The following is a 15127-nucleotide window of genomic DNA, read 5'->3' as shown; positions in this document are numbered from 1 at the left end:
CTTCGCCCTCTTCGTCACGGAGAGGGCGTCAAAAATGCATCAACTGCCTGAACTCTTTCACCTTGCTGCGACTCACCGGCACCTGAAACTCCAGATCCTTCAGCCGTAAAATATAGGTGTTGTTAAACCAGGGCTCGATTTCGCGGATCTTGTTCAGATTGACGCAAAACGAGCGGTGGCAGCGGAAAAAGTGCGACGTCGGGAGCCTGGCGCAAAACTCGGTGATATTCATCGGCATCACAAACGAGTCCCGGCGGGTGTAGACAAACGTCATCTTTTCGTGCGCTTCGGCGTAATAAATATCATCCATCGGTGTGACGATAATGCGCTCATCTTTGATCAGATTGAGTGTGTCATTTTCGCGCGTGGCGGCAGGCGCAGGGCTGACTGCCGGGCTGGATTGCTGTCGCCAGGCCAGTTCGAGCTTCTGCAGCATGCTGATGATGCGCGACTCCTGATAAGGTTTCAGAATGTAGTCGAAGGCTTCCAGTTCAAAGGCTTCGGCGGCATGCTCTTTCCACGCAGTGACAAACACAATAAACGGCTTATGGGCGAACTGGTTGATGTTTTGCGCCAGCAGTACGCCGTCCAGCGACGGAATATTGATATCCAGAAAAATGGCGTCGACGCGGTTGTGCTGCAGAAATTTCAGCACATCCAACCCGTCCTCAAAGGTGCCCACGATCTCCATTTTGCTGTGCTCTTTAATCAGCCAGCTTAATTCCTGTTGGGCGAGGATTTCATCTTCCACAATGATGACTTTCATGAGGCACTCCCGTTAAGGCAACAACAGCGTCTGCGTATGAACGGGCAGGCGTTCATTCGGGACGTAAAAAGCGATTTCCGTGCCGGGCTCCAGGCGGCGAATATGCAGCCCTTCGCCATACAGCAGTTTCACGCGGTGATGGACGTTCAGCAGGCCGATTTTATTGCCAGGCATCTCGTTTGACTCGACGCGCGCAATCACGTTGGGGTCGATGCCGTGGCCGGTATCGCGCACCGCCACCCGCACCCGATTCCCGCACTCCGCCACGCTGATGGTGACTACGCCTTTGCCTTTGCAAGGCTGAATGCCGTGAACGATGGCGTTCTCCACCAGCGGCTGGATCAGCAGGCTCGGGATCACACAGTGAACCTCTTCATCAATATCGTAGATAACCGTCAGCTTATCGCCAAAGCGCGCCTGCTCAATCGCGATGTAATCTTTAATCTGGTACAGCTCTTTTTTGATGTCGATCTGCTCATCGTCTTTCAGCTCGATGTTGTAGCGCAGGTAGCGCGACAGATTGAAAATCAGCTGGCGGGCGGTGTCCGGATTCATGCGAATCGACGATGAAATGGCGTTCAGGGCGTTAAACAGGAAATGGGGATTGATCTTACTTTGCAGGGCGCGCAGCTCCGCCTTATTTGCCATTTCGCGTAACTGCTCGGCGCGGGAGACTTCCAGCTGCGTCGAGATAATCTGCGACAGGCCAATCGCCATCTCCTGCAGCGTAGAGGTGATCTGATGCGCGTGACAGTAGTAGATTTTCAGCGTGCCGGTCACCACGCCTTTTTCCCACAGGGGAATCACCAGCATCGAGTGAATTTCCGGCGTGCGGTGTGCTTCATCATTGTTTTTAATGATGATTTTACCGTAGTTAATGGCCTGGCGGGTGGTGGGGCTGACGGTATCGTCGGTGTTGCGATAGTTGTCTTCACCGACGCCGACGTAGGCCAGCACGTGATCGATATTGGTAATGGCAACCGCGTCGGCATGAATATCGCGGCGAATAATGTCGCACACCTGACGCAGAGATTCGGCGTTCACGTGGCGGAACAGCGGCAGCGTTTTGTTGGCAATATCCAGCGCGAGTTTCGCCTGGCGTGCGGCGCTGGCCTCTTTTTCGCCCTCGACGCTCTGTACCAGCAGCACAATAAAACCGATACAGACGGTGCCGAGAATCATCGGAATACCGATTTTGGAAACGATATCCAGACCCAGTTCGATGCTGGGCGCCCAGACGACCACGAGGATCATGGTCAGGGTTTCACACATCATCCCGGCGACGATACCCGCCCGCCAGCGCTGTTTTTTCGGGATCTTACGGTTAATCCAGCCGGACATAACGCCCGCGATAATACTGGTGATAAAGCAGGGGATCGCCGTTACGCCGCCGATATCGATTAAGTAGCGGTGCGTCCCGGCAATAATCCCGGTGATAATCCCGACCCATGGGCCGAACAAAATCCCGCCCGACATCACCGCAATGATACGCACGTTCACCAGCGAGCCTTCGACGTGCACGCCGGACCAGGTGCTGAACAGGGCAAACAGGGAAAAAATCGCCGTGACGGCCAGCAGCTCTTTGGGCGAGTGGGCGGATTTGTGCAGAAGCTCGCGAAAGAGCCGGATGCGGATCAGGAAGAAGAGGCAAATCAGCATTAATGCCGCGCGATCGAAGACTGCCAGCAGCATATTGAATGTTTCGTGCACGAGGAAACCTGGGAATTCGGGAAAAAGCTATGATAGAAAACCTGGGGCATAATGACCAGACATCCCTCTGAATAATCAAATGAGGAAAGACCACTTTCTTCAAAGGGGATTGGTTTTTTCAGACCCAGTAATCGACGCTTTAGCCTTTTTGCGTCCTTGTGTTGTTACTTCATTGATATCGTTACGTTAAATAAAAGCTGCCACGGGAACATTCTTGCCTCAATGCCTTCCGCTTTTTGCCTCAGCATTCTTCCGGTTTTAGCGTGATAATTATTTTTTCGTTTTCCTCTCGACAGCAGCTTTTCAATCAGGCTATTTTCTAAACACGCCACAATCGTGGCAGCGTCGCTCGGACGGTCCGGGCGCTCACGTGAATCTGAGGAATCTATGGCTGAATCCAGTCCTGAACGCCGTTTTACGCGTATCGATCGTCTTCCCCCTTATGTTTTTAATATCACTGCTGAACTGAAAATGGCTGCGCGTCGGCGCGGCGAAGACATTATCGATTTCAGCATGGGTAACCCTGATGGCCCCACACCGCCGCATATCGTTGAAAAGCTCTGCACCGTGGCGCAGCGCCCGGACACGCACGGCTACTCCACCTCGCGCGGTATTCCGCGTCTGCGTCGGGCGATCTCCCGCTGGTATCAGGATCGCTACAACGTTGAAATCGATCCCGAAAGCGAAGCCATCGTCACCATCGGTTCGAAAGAGGGGCTGGCGCACCTGATGCTGGCGACGCTCGATCACGGCGATACGGTGCTGGTGCCGAACCCGAGCTACCCGATCCATATTTATGGCGCGGTGATTGCCGGGGCGCAGGTTCGCTCCGTCCCGCTGGTGGAGGGAGTGGACTTCTTCAACGAGCTGGAACGCGCCATTCGTGAAAGCTACCCGAAACCGAAAATGATGATCCTCGGATTCCCGTCGAACCCTACGGCGCAGTGCGTCGAGCTGGAGTTCTTCGAGAAGGTGGTCGCGCTGGCGAAGCGCTACGACGTGCTGGTAGTTCACGATCTGGCGTATGCCGATATCGTGTACGACGGCTGGAAAGCGCCGTCGATTATGCAGGTACCGGGCGCGCGTGACGTGGCCGTTGAATTCTTTACCTTGTCCAAAAGCTACAACATGGCGGGCTGGCGTATCGGCTTTATGGTTGGCAATAAAACGCTGGTCAACGCGCTGGCGCGCATCAAGAGCTATCACGACTACGGCACCTTTACGCCGCTGCAGGTCGCGGCGATTGCCGCGCTGGAAGGCGATCAGCAGTGCGTGCACGACATCGCCGCGCAGTATAAACGCCGCCGTGATGTGCTGGTGAAAGGCCTGCACGAAGCGGGCTGGATGGTCGAAATGCCGAAAGCCTCGATGTACGTCTGGGCCAAAATCCCTGAACACTACGCCGCGATGGGCTCGCTGGAGTTTGCCAAAAAGCTGCTGCAGGATGCGAAGGTTTGCGTCTCACCGGGCATTGGTTTCGGTGATTACGGCGATACCCACGTTCGCTTTGCGTTGATCGAAAACAGCGACCGAATTCGTCAGGCGGTGAGAGGCATCAAAAGTATGTTCCGCGCCGACGGGCTGTTGCCGGTCGAGAGAAAATCGGAATAAGCAGGATATGCATAAAAAAACAGGAGCCGATTGGCTCCTGTTTTTTTAACTGTATTTTCTTCGCTCAGATCATCAGGGCAAAGGTTCCGGCCCAGACTAATACAATCACCGAAATGCCCATAAAGAAATATTTCACGTTCATCGCTCCGCGTATCAAAGATACGCCTTAAAAAACAGAGTCCAACTGAGTATAGAGAGTTGAAATCAGACCCAGGCGGAAATAAGAATTATCCCGCGAGCTCGCTGACTCCAGCTCAGAATTCTGTGCGTTCCCATTGCCAGACGGCGCTAATGTACGCCTAAATTTGGGGGGTGACAAGAGGCATTTTTTTGTATCATTTCCGTAACTTACGAGTGTCGTGGAACGGAGACAGTTTAATTTCACAGCGGAATAAATTGCGTTGAGCGAAGGGGTAAATGGACAGTAACGGCGGGTGATTACAGGTGATTGAAAAGGTTAGTTTCCTGGCGAAACTAACCTGATAAAAGAACTAAATATAGAGAGACGACTCGCCGACCGGGCGGGTCTTAAAGCGACGATGCACCCACAGATACTGTTCCGGCGCGCGCATGATTTCGCTCTCAATCACTTTGTTGATGTAAGTCGCGGCTTCGCGCTCGTCCTGTGGGTAATTATGCAGTTCTGGTGAGATAAACAGACGATAGCCCGACTTATCGGCTTTTCTGACCATCGTGACGGTCAGCATGGGCGCACCGGACAGGCGTGAAATCACAAAGGTGCCGTTAGTGGTGGCGACATCCCTGACCGCGAAGAAGGGGGCAAAACTGCTGCCTTTACGTCCGTAATCCTGATCGGGCGCGAACCACACCGCTTCGCCTTTTTTCAAAGCGTTGACCAGACCGCGCAGGTTGTTACGGCTGATCATCGCTTTGTTCGAGCGCATACGTCCGCGCGTCTGCACCCATTCCATCAGCAAATTATTGTGCGGGCGATAGGTTGCCATCATCGGCTGACACAGGCCCATTACGCGCCCGCCCAGCTCCAGCGACATAAAATGCACGCCGATGACCATCACGCCGCGATTCTGCGCTTGTACCTGCTGGAGGTTTTCCAGGCCTTCGACGTCGAACCATTTGCGTACGCGCTCGTCCGGCCAGAACCAGGCCATACCGGTTTCCAGCAGCGCCATGCCAATGGATTTGAAATTCTCGGCGATCAGCTTGTCGCGCTGCTCGTCGCTGTAATGAGGGAAGCACAGTTCCAGATTTCGGCGGGCAATGGATTCACGGCGTTTCAAAAAGAGACGGGAAGCGCTGCCTAAACTTGAACCCAGTACTTGTATTGCGGGATAAGGCAATTGAACGAGCAACCAGAGCAGGCCAAGGCCAAACCAGGTGAGCCAGTAACGTGGGTGGAGAAATGCACGTTCGAATTTGCATTGAGACAAAATTGTGGACCTATATAAAGCCAGAGAAGGTAGCGCAAAGGTTGCGATACTACGTGCTGATTTAGACCGTCGTTCAGGGCGATGGTTTCAGGCCTTACCCAACTTTACGGCGCTGCCTGTCCACTGCCGGGACAAGGCGGGCTGCGTAGATTAGCACCCTTATACACTCTGTGCTATGACTTGTTTTCTCGGGAAAATTGTCCGCAGCGAAAAGGTCCACTATCCGGGTTTTCTTGGGGATTAAAAAGATGATTGTGGGTGTTTCGATGGGGTTAACAATTCGCTGAAAGTGTCCCCTGCAGGAATCGAACCTGCAACTAGCCCTTAGGAGGGGCTCGTTATATCCATTTAACTAAGGGGACGAAGCGGCACGAGTATAGCCTCATTTACACAGGGCGTTAAGCTCGATGCCGCCTGACTGCTTAAAGAGTCGCCATTTAGCGCGTTTTTTCTGGATCTTCGTCCTTGTTTTGTCGGGCTTTTTCCTTTTCCTTCAGCTCGGCCTTGCGCTTGTTCGACATATCGTTGCGGATTTGCGCATGGCTCAGCAGGGCGAAGATAAAGGTCCCGCCGCAGATATTCCCCGCCAGCGTCGGCAGGGCGAACGGCCAGAAGAAATCACTCCAGTGCTGGGTGCCGTTAAACACCAGGTAGAGTACTTCCACGGTGCCGACGACGATATGGGTGGTGTCAGCCAGCGCAATTAGCCAGGTCATCAGGATAATCACCACGATTTTGGCCGCACCGGCAGAGGGGAACATCCACACCATAGTGGCTATGATCCAGCCAGAGATAATGGCGTTAGAGAACATCTCCAGCGGGGTGTTCTTCATGATGTCCATCCCGATTTTGACGAACGCATCGCGGGTCGGCTCATCAAAGATCGGCATGTATTCGAACGCCCAGGCGGCGACGCCCGTGCCGATGAGGTTCCCCAGCAGCACCACGCTCCACAGGCGCATCAGCAGCCCGAAATTGCCCCAGGTCGGGGTTTGCATGACGGGCAGCACCGCCGTCACGGTGTTTTCCGTAAACAGCTGCTGGCGCGCCATAATGACGATCACGAAGCCAAAGGTGTAGCCCAGGTTCTCAATCAGAAATCCGCCAGGCACGCCTTCCAGCTGGACGTGAAAAATCCCTTTCGCCAGCAGTGAGGCCCCCATCGACAGCCCGGCGGCAATGGCTGACCAGAGCAGGGCCATCGCATCGCGCTCGAGCTCTTTTTCGCCGTCCTGGCGGATGTATTCGTGGATCGCCATCGCCCGGGAGGGGAGACGGTCTTCGTCGACTTCTATTTTGCCTCCGTGCTGTTTCTCATCGCTTTCCACTTCCAGTTCATCGGTGTGTTTATCAATTTTTTCTGCGTGTAGTTCGTCCATCGGGCACGTCTCGCTGCGTTGTCATAACAGTAATCGTAGCGGTTTTCCGGACATTGCCCGTGGGGATGCTCTTATTTTCCCTGGAATGGCAATAAACGTGATACATCACATTCAGACACAAGATAAAATTACCGACGAAAAGAAAGGTAAAGCCAGGCTATGCTGAGATCAGAGTGATGGCAGATGACTGCCCGTCATTGTGTGCGTGGACATCCAGAAACGTGCTGTTACAATCACTTGCACGATAATCAGCGGAGCGTCAGGCGCTTCGTAACGGATGGCAGTCAACGATAGCCATACTAACAGGGAGAAATATATGAAACTTCGGCTGTCGGCGCTTGCGCTGGGCACCACGCTGCTCGTGGGCTGTGCCAGCTCGGGCGAGCAAACGGGGCGCTCCGATCCTTTAGAAGGATTCAACCGATCCATGTATAGCTTTAACTACAACGTGCTGGACCCGTACGTGGTCCGCCCGGTAGCTGTGGCATGGCGTGATTACGTTCCGCAACCTGCTCGCAATGGTCTGAGCAACTTCACCAGTAACCTGGAAGAGCCTGCCGTCATGGTGAACTTCTTCCTGCAGGGCGACCCGTATCAGGGGATGGTGCATTTCACCCGCTTCTTCCTGAACAGCCTGTTAGGGATGGGTGGCTTTATCGACGTGGCGGGAATGGCGAATCCGAAGTTGCAGCGTGAACAGCCGCACCGCTTCGGTAGTACGCTGGGTAATTATGGCGTGGGTTATGGCCCGTATATGCATCTGCCATTCTACGGCAGCTTTACCGTCCGTGATGACGGGGGTGACATGGTCGATACCCTTTATCCGGTGCTGTCGTGGCTGACCTGGCCGCTGTCGATCGGTAAATGGACCGTCGAAGGGATTGAGACGCGTGCTCAGCTGCTGGATTCAGACGGCCTGCTGCGTCAGTCTTCCGACCCGTACATTATGGTCCGCGAAGCTTACTTCCAGAATCATGACTTCATCGCCAACGGCGGCAAGCTGAAACCGGAAGACAATCCGAACGCCAAAGCTATCGAGAATGAGCTTTCTGAGATAGATAAAGAATAAAAGAAAAAGGTGAGCAAATGCTCACCTTTTTTAATGACGACGCGATTAGAACGCGTAGTTGAAGTTAGTACCGAACAGCCAGGCTTTACCTTCAGATTTGAAGGTGTACGCCGCAGGGCCTTCGCCTTCGGTGAAGCTGACGTTCTGGCCGTGCATGTAAGATGCACCCACGTCGACAGACGCATCGTCGTTAAACGCATAAGTCATACCGGCGCTCAGCCACAGACGGTCCTGATCCGGAATAGAAATGGAGCGTTTGTCAGCCGGAACCGGGCTGTCATCGAACGCGATACCGGTACGGAAGGTCCAGTTCTTGTCGTAGTAGTAGGTGGTACCCAGCGCGATACGATAAGCATCTTTGAAGCTTTCATCTTTATAGAACAGCGTCTGGCCGTCGTTGCCGGTCGCTTTCAGCTCCTGGAACTGGCTCCAGCTGGTGTAAGTCAGGCTGTAGTGGATAGCCCACTGTGGCGCAACGCGGTTATAACCAGACACTTCCCACATCTCAGGCAGGTTCAGCGTCAGCGCGCCGTTCTGCGTTCTGCCGCCGGTGCCTGCTGGCAGACCGGTCAGACCCATGCTGGCAAAGATGTTGCTCAGGTTCGGGTCAATGGAGCTTTTATAGTCGCCGTCGAAGTCAATTTTCACTTCTGAACGGTAGGTAAAGCCCCAGCGGTTGTTTTTGTCCAGTTCATACAGGATACCGGCGTTCCAGCCGAAGCCCCACTCGTCGCCTTTCAGGTACGCGATCTGATCGTCCGGAGAGTTGATACCATCCAGCATGGAGGGAGGCACCATACCTTGCAGCTGACCCGCCAGCAGTGGGCCGAGTGAACCCGCATAGCGCTCGATTTTCGCTTTCGCGTAGACCGCATCGAAGCCCACACCGAAGCTCCAGTTACTGTCGAGACGATACGCGCCGCTCAGGTTCAGGTTGATGGTCTGCAGGTCAGTTTTGCCGCCGTAAATACCGGCCGCGTAGTTGTCGTTAAATTCTGTTGCCAGACCGTAGTTGGAGGTCACAGACGCACCCCAACCGAACTGGTCGTTGATTGGCATAACAAAGTGCATGTTAGGCACCCACGCCACTGGCGCGATGTTGTCCTGGTTAGCACTCTGTCCGGTTAAATTGGATTTTCCGGTAACGTTCACATCCGGGTCGATATAAACGGCACCCATAGAGAAGGTAGGGCGATCAAACATAGTGATCAGCGCCGGGTTACGGCTCACGTTGCCTGCGTCATCGGCAATAGCGCCTTCCCCGGAATATGCACGGCCAAGGCCAGAGGAAGAAAATTCGTTAAGCTGGAAGCCCGCGGACCAGGCGGACGTTGATACGATTGCCACTGCGACTGCCAGCGCAGTCTTTTTGAACAGGGTTTTCTGGCTCATGACCATAACCTCATTGAGTTATTTTTATGCAATATATGTTACATAGAGTAACAGGAGCGCGAAGTGTAGGGTCTGTGGTAACACTTAGAAATCAGACCAGTGGCGAGAGTATAGGTCGGACCAGATGGGATGTTGCAAGTTTGTTTCTGAAGTTTTTCAAAGATGTTTTTTGAAACGAGATCCAGGTGGCAAAAATGCGACCACCGGCACTCACCATAAAGGGTGATTTTTGCGTTAGATCATTTTTTAGTGTGATAACGGTCACTTATCCCCGTTTGCGCCATTAACGGCTGGAGAGACCTTCAGCCAGGGCGTAAAATATCAGCAACGTATTTATCTCGCGCCGTGCGCGAAAACGCAGAGGAACTTGAGCTATGAGTAAATGCAGTGCTGATGAAACCCCGGTTTGCTGCTGTATGGATGTCGGTACCATCATGGATAACACCGATTGCACCGCGTCTTACAGCCGTGTATTTAGCAAACGTTCGGATGCTGAAGAGACCCTGACCGCGTTGACCAAACGCGCGCGCGACGTGGAATCCGATCCGTGTGAAATCAAATCTTCCCTCACAGAAGTGGACGGTGGCGTGAAGCTCGACATCGATTTCGTTTTTGCGTGTGAAGCTGAAACACTGATCTTCCAGCTCGGGTTGCGTTAATTTTTCCGTAAATATGCCGGGGGGCGGCTTCGCCTTACCCGGCCTACGAAATTGTAGGTCGGGTTAGCGAAGCGCCACCCGACAAAAAACACCTCAAATGCCCCTGCCTGCGCAGGGGCATTTTCTTTTCTTCTCTGTGTCTTACCTCGCAATTTTTCGCTTCCCCGATTGGCTCAATGTAAAAATATGGTTAAAACTGTTATCAGGTCAGACCACTTTGCGCATCAGGTTATTTACAGGGGACTGTTATGAGTCAGGCATTACCGCTCGTCACCCGTCAGGGTGATCGCATTGCCATTGTCAGTGGATTGCGTACTCCGTTTGCACGTCAGGCGACGGCATTTCACGGAATACCGGCTGTCGATCTGGGGAAAATGGTAGTGGGGGAGATGCTGGCACGCAGCGAAATACCCCCTGAGGTCATTGAACAGCTGGTCTTTGGGCAGGTGGTTCAGATGCCTGAAGCGCCCAACATCGCCCGCGAAATTGTGCTCGGCACCGGAATGAACGTCCATACGGACGCCTACAGCGTCAGCCGTGCCTGTGCGACCAGCTTCCAGGCCGTCGCTAACGTGGCGGAAAGCCTGATCACCGGCACCATTCGCGCGGGCATTGCGGGCGGGGCCGATTCTTCGTCTGTTCTGCCGATTGGCGTCAGCAAAAAGCTGGCCCGCGTGCTGGTGGACGTCAACAAAGCCCGCACCATGGGGCAGCGTCTCAAACTCTTTTCTCGTCTTCGCCTGCGCGATCTCGCGCCCGTCCCACCTGCGGTTGCGGAATACTCCACCGGCCTGCGGATGGGCGACACCGCGGAGCAGATGGCGAAAACCTATGGCATTACCCGTGAGCAGCAGGATGCCCTGGCCCATCGCTCCCATCAGCGCGCGGCGCTGGCGTGGTCAGAGGGCAAACTTGCCGACGAAGTCATGACGGCCTATATCCCGCCGTTCCGTGAGCCTCTCGCCGAAGATAACAACATTCGTGGCAATTCGACGCTGGCGGATTATGCAAAATTACGCCCGGCGTTTGACCGCAAACACGGCACCGTCACGGCGGCGAACAGCACGCCTCTGACCGACGGCGCGGCGGCGGTGATCCTGATGACCGAGTCCCGCGCCAAAGAGCTGGGGCTGGTCCCGCTGGGCTATCTGCGCAGCTACGCCTTCACCGCCATCGACGTCTGGCAGGACATGCTGCTCGGTCCGGCGTGGTCCACGCCGCTGGCGCTCGAACGCGCTGGATTAACGATGGCCGATTTAACACTGATCGACATGCATGAAGCCTTTGCGGCACAAACGCTGGCTAACCTGCAGCTGCTAGGTAGCGAACGCTTTGCCCGCGATGTACTGGGCCGCGCCCATGCCACCGGAGAGGTGGATGAGAGCAAATTTAACGTGCTGGGCGGCTCCATCGCCTACGGCCACCCGTTTGCCGCCACCGGCGCACGCATGATTACGCAAACGCTACACGAACTTCGCCGTCGCGGCGGCGGTTTTGGTCTGGTCACCGCCTGTGCGGCGGGCGGCCTGGGTGCGGCGATGGTTCTGGAGGCTGAATAATGGAAACGACTTCCGCTTTTGACCTGAAGGTCCGTCTGGATAATATTGCCGTCGTCACCATCGACGTACCGGGCGAGAAGATGAATACCCTGAAAGCCGAGTTCGGCGTTCAGGTGCGCGCGATCCTCAAGCAGATCCGCGAAAACAAAGAGATTCGCGGGCTGATTTTTATCTCCGCCAAGCCCGATAATTTTATCGCCGGTGCCGATATCAACATGATCGCCCGCGCCAGCAGTGCGCAGGAGGCGGAGCAGCTTGCCCGTCAGGGACAACAGATCATGGCGGAGATCCACGCCTTGCCGATCCCGGCGATCGCCGCGATCCACGGCGCTTGTCTCGGCGGCGGCCTGGAGCTGGCGCTGGCGTGTCACAGCCGTATCTGTACGGATGATGCGAAAACCGTCCTCGGTCTGCCGGAAGTGCAGCTGGGGCTGTTACCCGGCTCGGGTGGAACCCAGCGATTGCCGCGCCTGATTGGCGTAAGTACCGCGCTGGAGATGATTTTGACCGGTAAACAGCTTCGCCCTCGTCAGGCATTAAAGGCCGGGCTGGTGGATGAAGTGGTTCCTCATTCCATTCTGCTGGAAGCGGCCGTTGAGCTGGCGTTAAAAGGGCGTCAGGCCAGTCGACACCTGCCGGTCCGCGAGCGGGTTCTCGCGGGGCCGCTCGGGCGCGCTTTGCTCTTTAATATAGTCGGAAAAAAAACCGAACAAAAGACCAAAGGCAACTACCCGGCGACCAGGCGCATTCTTGAGGTGATTGAAACCGGTCTGTCGCAGGGGAGCAGCAGCGGCTATGCGGCGGAAGCTAAAGCCTTTGGTGAGCTGGCGATGACGCCTCAGTCGAAGTCGCTGCGCAGCATCTTCTTCGCCAGCACCGACGTGAAAAAAGATCCCGGAAGCGAGGCCTCACCGGCACCTCTCAACTCTGTTGGTGTGCTGGGCGGGGGATTGATGGGCGGCGGCATCGCTTTTGTCACGGCCAGCAAAGGCAAATTGCCTGTGCGAATCAAAGACATCAATCCGAAAGGCATTAACCACGCTCTGCAATACAGCTGGCAGCTCCTTGATCAAAAGGTCAAACGCCGCCATATCAAAGCCAGTGAGCGCGACAGAGAGCTGGCGCTGATTTCAGGGACCACCGACTACAGCGGTTTTCAGCATCGCGATGTGGTGATTGAAGCTGTGTTTGAAGATTTGGCGCTGAAACAGCAGATGGTCGCCGAAGTTGAACAGCACTGCGCGCCGCACACCATTTTTGCCTCGAATACCTCGTCACTGCCGATTGGTGATATTGCGGCCAAAGCCGCGCGGCCTGAGCAGGTCATCGGTCTGCACTTCTTTAGTCCAGTGGAAAAAATGCCGCTGGTGGAGGTCATTCCGCATGCGTCAACCAGCGCACAAACGGTGGCTACGGTAGTCAAGCTGGCTAAACGGCAGGGCAAAACGCCGATTGTGGTGGCGGACAAAGCCGGGTTTTACGTCAACCGGATCCTTGCGCCTTATATCAACGAGGCGATGCGCCTCCTGACCGAAGGCGAGAAAATCGATCATATCGACGAAGCCTTAGTGAAGTTTGGTTTTCCGGTGGGGCCAATCCAACTTTTGGATGAGGTTGGAATAGACACAGGCACTAAAATTATACCTGTGCTGGAAGCTGCTTATGGAGAACGTTTTAGCCCACCTGCAAACATTGTTTCTGTGATCTTGAACGACGATCGCAAAGGCAGAAAAAATGGACGTGGCTTCTATCTTTACGCAGTTAAAGGGCGTAAAAGCAAGAAACAGGTCGACCCCTCGGTTTATGGGCTTATTCAGGCTTCCGGCCAGGGGAAACTATCAGCGCAGCAGTGCGCTGAGCGCTGCGTCATGATGATGCTCAACGAAGCGGCTCGCTGTTATGACGAGCAGGTCGTTAAAAGTGCGCGAGACGGCGATATTGGCGCCGTGTTTGGCATCGGTTTTCCACCTTTCCTGGGTGGCCCGTTCCGCTATATGGATAGTCTGGGCGCGGGTGAAGTGGTGGCAATATTGCAGCGTCTGGCATCGCTTTATGGTCCACGGTTTAGCCCGTGCGAACCTTTAGTGCGGATGGCAGAAAATAACCTGCACTTTTGGCCGACAGAGGAAACTGACCTCGTAACTTAAGGTCCAACAAGAGTATATCCAGTGGTGAATGAACCTGTTTTGGCGAATTTGTAAACAGATATTGACTATACTTACGCCATTAAGGTAAAAAACAGCGTTTCATTCATCAGATGGATCAGGCACAATGCCCGGCCATCGGGTTTTCTACCTTTTAGCTGTTTTCGCGGGTAGTCAACGCCGGTGATCCTGGTTAACAAAAGCGGTGCAATATGCAAGTTTTTATCATGCGTCACGGCGACGCGGCACTCGATGCTGCCAGTGACTCTGTTCGTCCTTTGACAACCTGTGGCTGTGACGAATCCCGTCAAATGGCGACCTGGCTCAAAGGCCAAAAAGTGGATATCGATCGTGTGCTGGTGAGTCCGTTCCTGCGGGCCGAACAGACGCTGGATGTGGTGGGGGAGTGTATGAACCTGCCGAAAAGCGTCGATGTTCTTCCCGAGCTAACACCCTGTGGGGATGTGGGTCTTGTCAGCGCGTATCTTCAGGCGCTGAGCAACGAAGGTGTCTCTTCTGCACTGGTGATTTCCCATCTGCCGCTGGTCGGCTACCTGGTGTCTGAACTCTGCCCTGGCGAAACGCCTCCGATGTTCACCACCTCCGCGATTGCCAACGTCACCCTCGACGACGCCGGCAAAGGGGTATTCAACTGGCAAATGAGTCCGTGCAATCTGAAGATGGCAAAAGCTATCTGATGTGACGAATGATCTGGCGGGTAGCCTGTGCCACCCGCCTGCCTGTCAGGGCAGCTCCGGTGGCTGCCACTCTTCCACTTCAATCAACACCAGCAGCGCGGCATCTCCGCCGTACTCTTTTGGCGCCTGATGAAAAGCCATCACGTGTGGATGCTGAGCCAGCCACAGCGGCGTTTGTTGTTTGAGAATATGCTTTCCGTGGCCGTGCATCACACAGGTGCAAAACACGTGCTCGCGACGACAGGCCGCAATCAGCGCGCCCAGTTCCTGCTTCGCCTGCATCTGCGTCAGACCGTGCAGATCGAGAAACAGCTCCGGCGAATAATCCCCGCGACGTAACTTTTTCAGCTCAAAATGGCTGACATCTTCCCGCACATATTTCACCGCGCCCTGCGTGTTCAGCAGCGGCTGAAATTCGTCTGAAAAATAGTGGCTGTTATCGGCCTGTTCCTGCAGCAGCCGTTTCACCGGGACTTCGCTGACTTTTTTGCGGATCGGTCGATGGACAATGGTGTCCTGCGTGATTTTGCGCGTCCCGCTCATCAGCTGGCGAAAGAGCGTCTGATCCTCCTCGCTAAGCGGCATTTTCTTTTTCATTAGTCCGTCTCATCTCTTATTTCCCTTAGTTTACCTGAGGGAGGCGCAAGCAAAACGCATTTTTTCACCCATCTCACCCCGTCACAATGCTGATTTATCGACGTCTTCATGGCAAACTAGCCGCCGAAAATTAT

13 protein-coding genes and 1 tRNA gene are annotated in these 15127 nt (G+C 54.6%); 6 read left to right on the top strand and 8 right to left on the bottom strand.

Going from position 1 to position 15127, the window contains the following annotated elements:
* Positions 1-28: 28 nt before the first annotated feature.
* Complete coding sequence (locus tag U9O48_RS15755; RefSeq protein ID WP_282493762.1) at positions 29-766, bottom strand: LytR/AlgR family response regulator transcription factor; 738 nt, start codon at positions 764-766, stop codon at positions 29-31.
* Between the two features lie 12 nt (positions 767-778).
* Positions 779-2476: a sensor histidine kinase gene (locus U9O48_RS15750; protein WP_282493761.1), complete on the bottom strand. Its 1698-nt coding sequence runs from the start codon at positions 2474-2476 to the stop codon at positions 779-781.
* A 387-nt stretch (positions 2477-2863) separates the two neighbouring features.
* On the opposite strand from U9O48_RS15750, the gene alaC reads away from it, so the two are divergent.
* The gene (alaC, locus tag U9O48_RS15745) at positions 2864-4087 is read left to right on the top strand and encodes an alanine transaminase (RefSeq protein ID WP_285146812.1); all 1224 of its coding nucleotides are present in this window, start codon (positions 2864-2866) and stop codon (positions 4085-4087) included.
* 64 nt (positions 4088-4151) lie between these two features.
* On the opposite strand, the gene ypdK is transcribed toward alaC, so the two are convergent.
* The 4 genes from ypdK to U9O48_RS15725 all read right to left on the bottom strand — a co-directional run bounded on the left by ypdK (position 4152) and on the right by U9O48_RS15725 (position 6875).
* Positions 4152-4223, bottom strand: coding sequence for a membrane protein YpdK (gene ypdK, locus U9O48_RS15740; protein ID WP_099458937.1), 72 nt, complete (start codon positions 4221-4223; stop codon positions 4152-4154).
* A gap of 355 nt (positions 4224-4578) precedes the next feature.
* Positions 4579-5499 carry a kdo(2)-lipid IV(A) palmitoleoyltransferase gene (lpxP, locus tag U9O48_RS15735; protein ID WP_285150128.1) on the bottom strand — a complete coding sequence of 307 codons (921 nt, stop codon included), beginning with the start codon at positions 5497-5499 and terminating at the stop codon, positions 4579-4581.
* Positions 5500-5786: 287 nt separating this feature from the next.
* Positions 5787-5858: transfer RNA gene (locus tag U9O48_RS15730), tRNA-Arg, on the bottom strand.
* Positions 5859-5933: 75 nt separating this feature from the next.
* Positions 5934-6875, bottom strand: a complete 942-nt coding sequence (locus U9O48_RS15725; RefSeq protein ID WP_324722777.1) for a formate/nitrite transporter family protein — start codon at positions 6873-6875, stop codon at positions 5934-5936.
* A 316-nt stretch (positions 6876-7191) separates the two neighbouring features.
* On the opposite strand from U9O48_RS15725, the gene mlaA reads away from it, so the two are divergent.
* On the top strand, positions 7192-7944 hold the full coding sequence (gene mlaA / locus U9O48_RS15720; RefSeq protein ID WP_282493693.1) for a phospholipid-binding lipoprotein MlaA: 753 nt from the start codon (positions 7192-7194) through the stop codon (positions 7942-7944).
* Between the two features lie 45 nt (positions 7945-7989).
* Here the strand turns inward: mlaA and fadL are convergent, their stop codons facing one another.
* Complete coding sequence (gene fadL / locus U9O48_RS15715) at positions 7990-9336, bottom strand: long-chain fatty acid transporter FadL (RefSeq protein WP_285146809.1); 1347 nt, start codon at positions 9334-9336, stop codon at positions 7990-7992.
* Between the two features lie 374 nt (positions 9337-9710).
* Between fadL and U9O48_RS15710 the strand changes: the two genes are divergently transcribed.
* The 4 genes from U9O48_RS15710 to sixA all read left to right on the top strand — a co-directional run bounded on the left by U9O48_RS15710 (position 9711) and on the right by sixA (position 14396).
* Entirely contained in the window at positions 9711-9995 is a 285-nt protein-coding gene (locus tag U9O48_RS15710; RefSeq protein ID WP_282493691.1) for a YfcZ/YiiS family protein, read from the top strand.
* 248 nt (positions 9996-10243) lie between these two features.
* Complete coding sequence (gene fadI / locus U9O48_RS15705; protein WP_282493690.1) at positions 10244-11554, top strand: acetyl-CoA C-acyltransferase FadI; 1311 nt, start codon at positions 10244-10246, stop codon at positions 11552-11554.
* Positions 11554-13701 (top strand): fatty acid oxidation complex subunit alpha FadJ, encoded by a 2148-nt coding sequence (fadJ, locus tag U9O48_RS15700; protein ID WP_324722776.1) that lies wholly within the window; start codon positions 11554-11556, stop codon positions 13699-13701. Before fadI ends, fadJ begins: the two co-directional genes overlap by 1 nt.
* Positions 13702-13910: 209 nt before the next feature.
* Positions 13911-14396 (top strand): phosphohistidine phosphatase SixA, encoded by a 486-nt coding sequence (gene sixA, locus U9O48_RS15695; RefSeq protein ID WP_282493688.1) that lies wholly within the window; start codon positions 13911-13913, stop codon positions 14394-14396.
* A 45-nt stretch (positions 14397-14441) separates the two neighbouring features.
* Here the strand turns inward: sixA and smrB are convergent, their stop codons facing one another.
* The gene (smrB, locus tag U9O48_RS15690) at positions 14442-14993 is read right to left on the bottom strand and encodes an endonuclease SmrB (RefSeq protein ID WP_282493687.1); all 552 of its coding nucleotides are present in this window, start codon (positions 14991-14993) and stop codon (positions 14442-14444) included.
* Positions 14994-15127: the final 134 nt, after the last annotated feature.

It is taken from the genome of Lelliottia sp. JS-SCA-14, assembly GCF_035593345.1.
Taxonomy (GTDB): domain Bacteria; phylum Pseudomonadota; class Gammaproteobacteria; order Enterobacterales; family Enterobacteriaceae; genus Enterobacter; species Enterobacter wanjuensis.
Note: the sequence above shows the minus strand (reverse complement) of the source record. Positions and strands in the feature narration are given on the sequence as shown.

Bases quoted from the DNA above. Each gene is read 5' to 3' on its own strand.
- U9O48_RS15725 (WP_324722777.1), bottom strand. From the start codon at position 6,875: ATGGACGAACTACACGCAGAAAAAATTGATAAACACACCGATGAACTG.
- fadL (WP_285146809.1), bottom strand. From the start codon at position 9,336: ATGAGCCAGAAAACCCTGTTCAAAAAGACTGCGCTGGCAGTCGCAGTG.
- alaC (WP_285146812.1), top strand. From the start codon at position 2,864: ATGGCTGAATCCAGTCCTGAACGCCGTTTTACGCGTATCGATCGTCTT.
- U9O48_RS15755 (WP_282493762.1), bottom strand. From the start codon at position 766: ATGAAAGTCATCATTGTGGAAGATGAAATCCTCGCCCAACAGGAATTA.
- fadI (WP_282493690.1), top strand. From the start codon at position 10,244: ATGAGTCAGGCATTACCGCTCGTCACCCGTCAGGGTGATCGCATTGCC.
- mlaA (WP_282493693.1), top strand. From the start codon at position 7,192: ATGAAACTTCGGCTGTCGGCGCTTGCGCTGGGCACCACGCTGCTCGTG.
- fadJ (WP_324722776.1), top strand. From the start codon at position 11,554: ATGGAAACGACTTCCGCTTTTGACCTGAAGGTCCGTCTGGATAATATT.
- U9O48_RS15710 (WP_282493691.1), top strand. From the start codon at position 9,711: ATGAGTAAATGCAGTGCTGATGAAACCCCGGTTTGCTGCTGTATGGAT.
- smrB (WP_282493687.1), bottom strand. From the start codon at position 14,993: ATGAAAAAGAAAATGCCGCTTAGCGAGGAGGATCAGACGCTCTTTCGC.
- sixA (WP_282493688.1), top strand. From the start codon at position 13,911: ATGCAAGTTTTTATCATGCGTCACGGCGACGCGGCACTCGATGCTGCC.